This window comes from Microbacterium sp. 13-71-7 (genome assembly GCF_002257455.1).
Classification (GTDB): Bacteria; Actinomycetota; Actinomycetes; order Actinomycetales; family Microbacteriaceae; genus Microbacterium.
Map to the genome: position 1 here is coordinate 1 of NZ_NCKN01000254.1, position 5,334 is coordinate 5,334.

Consider the following 5,334-nt stretch of genomic DNA (forward strand, 5'->3'; position numbering starts at 1 on the left):
CGCGCGCGTGAAGAAGCCGTTCAGATGCGTGGAGACGTTGATCTTCGTCATCCCCGCGCGCACCGCCGCCGCGATCGCGTCATCCGGCACGCCGCTGGATCCGTGCAGCACGAGCGGCACGTCGACGCCGTCCTCCCCCGCGCCGCGCAGGGCCTCGCGGAGGCGCGCGATGAGGTCGAGGTCGAGGGCCGCGGTCCGGTCGGTCATCGCGTGCGAGGATCCGACGGCCACGGCGAGCGCGTCGACGCCGGTCTCCGCGACGAAGGCCCTGGCCTCCTGCGGATCCGTGCGGACGCCCGGCGCGTGCGCGCCGTCCTTGCCGCCGACCTCGCCGAGCTCCCCCTCCACGTACACCTCGGCGGCGTGGGCGCGTTCGACGACCTGCGCGGTGAGGGCCACGTTCTCGGCGTAGTCGAGCGCGCCGCCGTCGAACATGACGGAGCCGAAGCCCAGGGCGATGGCCTCGTCCACGAGCTCCGGACGCTCGGCGTGATCGAGGTGCACGGCGACCGGGGTGGCCGCGCGCCGGGCCACCGCGAGGGTGGCGAGCGCGATCGGCTCGAGGCCGCCGTGGTAGTCGGCGCAGTTCTGCGAGATCTGCAGGATCACGGGCAGCTCGGCCTGCGCGGACGCGGCGACCAGCGCCTCGGCCGTCTCCAGGTGGATCACGTTGAAGGCGCCGACGCCGGTGCCGCGGCGGGCCGCGTCGTGCACGAGGTCGCGGGCGGAGACGAGGGTCATCGGGGTGTCCTTTCGGTGGACGGTCGGCTCAGCGCCGTCAGGGGCGGGCTGTCGATGAGCAGGGAGGACTCGAGGTCGGGCCACGACGGGTGGATCTCGCCCGCCAGGGGCATCAGCACGGCGGCGGCCGACCAGGCGGTCGCACGGCCCAGCAGCACGGTCGGATCCTTCTCGCCCTGCGCCATCAGCACGGCGCACGCGGCCACGGCGGCGTCGCCCGCGCCGGTCGGGTTGCCCGCGAGGGGGCGCGCGAGGCGGGCGCGCACGACCTCGTCCGCGGTGACCGCCAGCATCCCGTCCGCCCCGCGGGAGAGCAGGACCAGCGATGCTCCGCGGTGCAGCAGCTCGCAGGCGCCGGCGATCGGATCCACGATGCCGGTGGCCTCCGCGAGCTCGGCCGCGTTGGGCTTGAGCACGGTCGCGCCGGCATCCGCGGCGGCCAGCAGCGCAGGCCCCGACGTGTCGGCGATCACGATCGCGCCGGCATCGCGCCCGATGCGGATGAGTTCCGGCAGCAGGCCGTCGGGAGCCCCGGGAGGAAGGGATCCGGAGAGGACGAGCACGGGCTTCGTCGCCCGATCCGTCGCCGCCTCCAGCGCACGCACCACCGCGGCCTTCAGCGCTTCCCACTCCGGCGTCGTGGGGTTGACGCCCCGCTCGTTCACGATCGTGGTGTCGCCGAGCTGCTCATCGACCAGCGCGACGCTGCGACGGGTCGCCCCCTGCACGGGGACGAGCTCGTGCGGAACCGGCGAGGAGGCCAGTTCGGCGGCGAACTCGACGCCGGTCGCCCCTCCCGAGGTCGCGAGCGCGAGCACGGAGGCACCCTGCGCATGCGCCACCCTGGCGACGTTCAGGCCCTTGCCGCCCGCTCTGGCGACGCCGGTGTCGGCGCGATGCGTCCCGCCCGGCACGATCCGATCGACGTGCCAGGTGAGATCCAGAGCAGGATTCGGCGTGACGGTGACGATCATCCGAGACTCCTCGCGCGCAGGGCCGCACCGAGGATCCCGGCGTTCCCCAGCAGCTGCGCGGGCACCAGGTCCGGGATGCGGTGGAAGCTGAGACGCGCCCTCAGACGCGCGTGCAGCTCGTCGAACAGGGCGCCGCCCGCACGCGACAGCCCGCCTCCGATCACGATGGCCTGCGGCGCGACGACCGCGGTCAGCTGCGCGAGCGACAGGGCGAGCGCGTCGAGCGCCTCGTTCCAGACCTCGGCGGCGGTCTCGTCGCCCTCGGCGGCGCGCGCGATGACCTCCTTCGCCCCCTCCACGGCGATCCCGCTGCGCGCGGTGTAGCGGCGGGCGATCGCCCCTGCCGAGGCGATCGCCTCGAGGCAGCCGCGCGCACCGCACGGACACAGCGGCTCGTCCGCGACCGGGGAATGGCCGACCTCTCCGGCGTAACCGCCGGACGTGAAGGGCACGCCGCCCAGCAGCAGCGCGCCGGCGATACCGGTGCCGATGATCAGCACGATCGAGTTCGGATACGGGCGCGCGCCGCCGAGCACGTGCTCGGCCCAGCCGCCCGTGCGCACGTCGTGGTCGAACGCGACCGGCAGACCGAACGCCTCCTCCGCGAGCGCGCGAATCGGCGCGTCCCGCCAGCCCATGTTGCTGGCGAAGACGCCCACGCCCGCCACCTCGTCGACGATGCCGGGGACGACCAGCCCGACCGCGACCGGATCCACCCCGGCGTGCTCCTGGCGCAGCTGCGCGCCGAGCTCGACCAGCCGGGCGATCAGCCGCTCGGGGAGGTCCCTCCCCGGATCAGGCGTCGGCGTGCGGCGCAGCCCGAGCATGACCCCGTCGGCGTCGAAGAGGGCCGACTTGATGTCGGTGCCGCCCACGTCGAACGCGAGCACGGCGGCACCCGCGCCGAGCTCGGCCGCCGAGCCCGGATCCTGATGCGGGACGAGGGGGTCCCCCGAGGCATCGGTGATCACATCGGGCACGGCGCGCGCGGCCTCTGCCGCCTCGTGCGCGCGGGCGTCGTCCGCGGTGGCGTCGCCGGAGGGGATCGTCATCGCCGGTTCTCAGTCCTCGAGGATGACCGAACGGGTGAGGTTGCGCGGCTCGTCGGGGTTGAGCCCCTTCGCCAGCGCACGGTCGAGCGCCACACGGTGCAGGCGCGCGAGGTCGGCCATCGGGTCGATCGCATGCTGCACCCAGCGGCCGCCGGTCGCGGCGACCTGCGCGTCCAGCCCCTCGGGCGCGGCGCCGAACTGCCAGGTGATCCGCCCCGGGGCGGCGATCGCGATCGGACCGTGGCGGTAATCCATCGACGGGTACGACTCGGTCCAGGACTGCGACGACTCGCGCATCTTCAACGCCGCTTCGTGCGCGAGCCCGATGGTCCAGCCGCGGCCGAGGAACGTGTACTGCTCGGCGCCGGCGAGGGTCGGATCCACATCGGCGAGCGCGGTGCGGACATCGGCGATGGCGGAGGTGAGGTCCTCGCCGAGCGAGGCGCGGAACAGCGCGAGCGCGGTGGTCGCGAAGCGGGTCTGCACGACGGACTGCTCGTCGGCGAACGGCAGCAGGACCGCGTCGTCGACCATGCCCACGAGCGGCGAGGTCGCGTCGCCGATCACGCCGACGATGCGCGGCGCGGATCCGGATCCCTTGAGCTCGTCGACGAGCTCGAGCACCTCGGTGGTGGTGCCGGAGCGGGTCAGGGCGACGACCGCGTCGTAGCCGCGATCCATGAACGCCTCGCTCGCGGCGTAGGCGTCGGTGATGCCGTAACCCGCGCGCTCGCGCAGCGCGGCGTAGGACTGGGCCATGAACCACGAGGTGCCGCAGCCGATCACGGCGACGCGCTGACCCTTCGCCGGCAGCAGGGCCTGCTCGGCCGTCATGCCGGCCGCGCGCTCCCAGGTCTCGGGCTGCGAGTCGAGCTCGGCGCGCATGTGGGCGCCGGGGGCGAGCTTCTCGGTCGGGTCGGTCATGCGTCCTCCTCGGCGGGCTTCGGTCGCGCAGAATGCGTGACCTTGCTCGATCCTACGGCAAAACACGCACTTTCCGTCACCCTGAATTGCCACCCGGCGACGCGCGGCGCACGACGAACACCGCTCGCAGGAGGCCTGTTCGTCCTGCGTTCGGCGGCCTTCGCCTGCCGGTCCGCCGGGTCAGCGGGACTCGGCGGCCTCGGTGTGGTGGCGGATGACCTCGGCGACGACGAAGTTGAACCACTTCTCGGCGAACTCCGGATCCAGGTGGGCCTCCTCGGCCAGCGCGCGCAGGCGCGCGACCTGCTGCTCCTCGCGGCCCGGATCCGAGGCCGGCATGTCGTGCTCCGCCTTGAGCACGCCGACCTGCTGCGTGCAGCGGAACCGCTCGGCCAGCATGAAGATGAGGGCGGCGTCGATGTTGTCGATGCTGGCGCGCAGCCGCAGCAGTTCGGTGCGGGGATCGGGGGCGGACATCGGGGCTCCTCACCGGCGGCGGACGTGCGATCCCTCCGACGATAACCCGTCCGGCGCCGAGACGGACCCGCCGTGACGCGTCCGGGAACCTCGGAAGCGCGGGACGGCCGCCCGCCGGCTCGCGACCCCTCCCCTAAGGTGAAGCCATGACCAGCGATGACTCCGGCCTCGACAACAGCGCTGTCGCAGAGGCGGAAGAGGGCGAACGCGTCGCCACGGCGGCCCAGGCCGGCACCATCGTGGCCGACGACGACGCCGAGGGCGACGACGCGCCCCGGCCGGTCGCCGAGCCGGGGACGCCGCGCGCCTCGTTCTGGACCCGGATCGACCGCCCGTTCGCGTTCGGCTTCCTCGTCACCCTGGGCGGCCTCGTCGCGATCCTGCTCGGGCTCGCCCTCACGAGCCTGTCCACCGTGCTCATCTACATCGCGTTCGCGCTCTTCGCCGCGCTCGGCCTCGATCCGGCCGTCCGGTGGCTCGAGCGGCGCGGCGCCTCGCGCGCGTGGTCGGTCGTGATCGTGATCGTCGGATTCGCGCTCGCGCTGGTGCTCGTCATCCTCGCGATCGTCCCCGTCGTGGTCACGCAGATCGCGGAGTTCGTCAAGTCGATCCCGTCGACCATCCAGGAGTTCCTGCACAGCGATCTGTACCGCTGGATCCAGGGGCAGTTCGGCGGCGGCGTGAGCGACCTCATGAGCGAGGTGCAGAAGTTCCTCAGCGACCCGAACAAGCTCATGCAGCTGGGCGGCGGCGCACTGCAGGTCGGCAACGCGGCGCTGCAGGTCGGCGCGGCGATCGCGACCGGCATCTCCGGCGGCCTCATCGTCATCGTCCTCACGCTGTACTTCCTCGCCACGCTGCCCTCGATGAAGAGCGGCCTGCTGCTGCTGGCTCCCGCGCGCGATCGCAAGAGCGTCTCGCGGATCACCACCCAGATCACCGACTCGGTCGGCGGCTACGTGATGGGGATGGTGGTGCTCGCGCTCATCAACGCGGCGCTCGTCTTCGTCCTCTACCTCGTGCTCGGGCTTCCGTTCCCGCCGCTGATGGCGACCGTCGCGTTCCTCATCACGCTGATCCCGCTGGTCGGCCCGATCCTGTTCTGGATCATCGGCACGGGCATCGCCCTGTTCAACTCGCCGGTGATGGCCTTGATCTTCGCGGTC

At 72.9% G+C, this 5,334-nt stretch carries 6 protein-coding genes; 1 reads left to right on the forward strand and 5 read right to left on the reverse strand.

Annotated elements, in window-relative coordinates:
* The 5 genes from B7X32_RS17990 to B7X32_RS18010 all read right to left on the reverse strand — a co-directional run.
* The coding region (locus B7X32_RS17990; RefSeq protein WP_292722764.1) for a class II fructose-bisphosphate aldolase at positions 1 to 741 on the reverse strand (741 nt) is incomplete at its 3' end.
* The gene (locus B7X32_RS17995) at positions 738 to 1,715 is read right to left on the reverse strand and encodes a hexose kinase (protein WP_292722767.1); all 978 of its coding nucleotides are present in this window, start codon (positions 1,713 to 1,715) and stop codon (positions 738 to 740) included. The genes B7X32_RS17995 and B7X32_RS17990, both read right to left, overlap by 4 nt.
* Positions 1,712 to 2,767 carry an ROK family protein gene (locus tag B7X32_RS18000; protein WP_292722770.1) on the reverse strand — a complete coding sequence of 352 codons (1,056 nt, stop codon included), beginning with the start codon at positions 2,765 to 2,767 and terminating at the stop codon, positions 1,712 to 1,714. Before B7X32_RS18000 ends, B7X32_RS17995 begins: the two co-directional genes overlap by 4 nt.
* 9 nt (positions 2,768 to 2,776) lie before the next feature.
* Entirely contained in the window at positions 2,777 to 3,691 is a 915-nt protein-coding gene (locus B7X32_RS18005; protein ID WP_292722773.1) for an SIS domain-containing protein, read from the reverse strand.
* A gap of 180 nt (positions 3,692 to 3,871) precedes the next feature.
* A complete protein-coding gene (locus tag B7X32_RS18010; RefSeq protein ID WP_045271589.1) occupies positions 3,872 to 4,168 on the reverse strand; it encodes a chorismate mutase in 297 nt (98 codons plus the stop codon).
* Between the two features lie 146 nt (positions 4,169 to 4,314).
* Here B7X32_RS18010 and B7X32_RS18015 point away from each other — a divergent pair.
* Positions 4,315 to 5,334, forward strand: a 1,020-nt coding sequence (locus B7X32_RS18015) for an AI-2E family transporter (RefSeq protein WP_292722777.1), incomplete at its 3' end; no start/stop codon positions are given.

Excerpts from the sequence above, each read along its gene's own strand:
- B7X32_RS17995 (WP_292722767.1), bottom strand. The coding sequence starts at position 1,715 with ATGATCGTCACCGTCACGCCGAATCCTGCTCTGGATCTCACCTGGCAC.
- B7X32_RS18000 (WP_292722770.1), bottom strand. The coding sequence starts at position 2,767 with ATGACGATCCCCTCCGGCGACGCCACCGCGGACGACGCCCGCGCGCAC.
- B7X32_RS18005 (WP_292722773.1), bottom strand. The coding sequence starts at position 3,691 with ATGACCGACCCGACCGAGAAGCTCGCCCCCGGCGCCCACATGCGCGCC.
- B7X32_RS18010 (WP_045271589.1), bottom strand. The coding sequence starts at position 4,168 with ATGTCCGCCCCCGATCCCCGCACCGAACTGCTGCGGCTGCGCGCCAGC.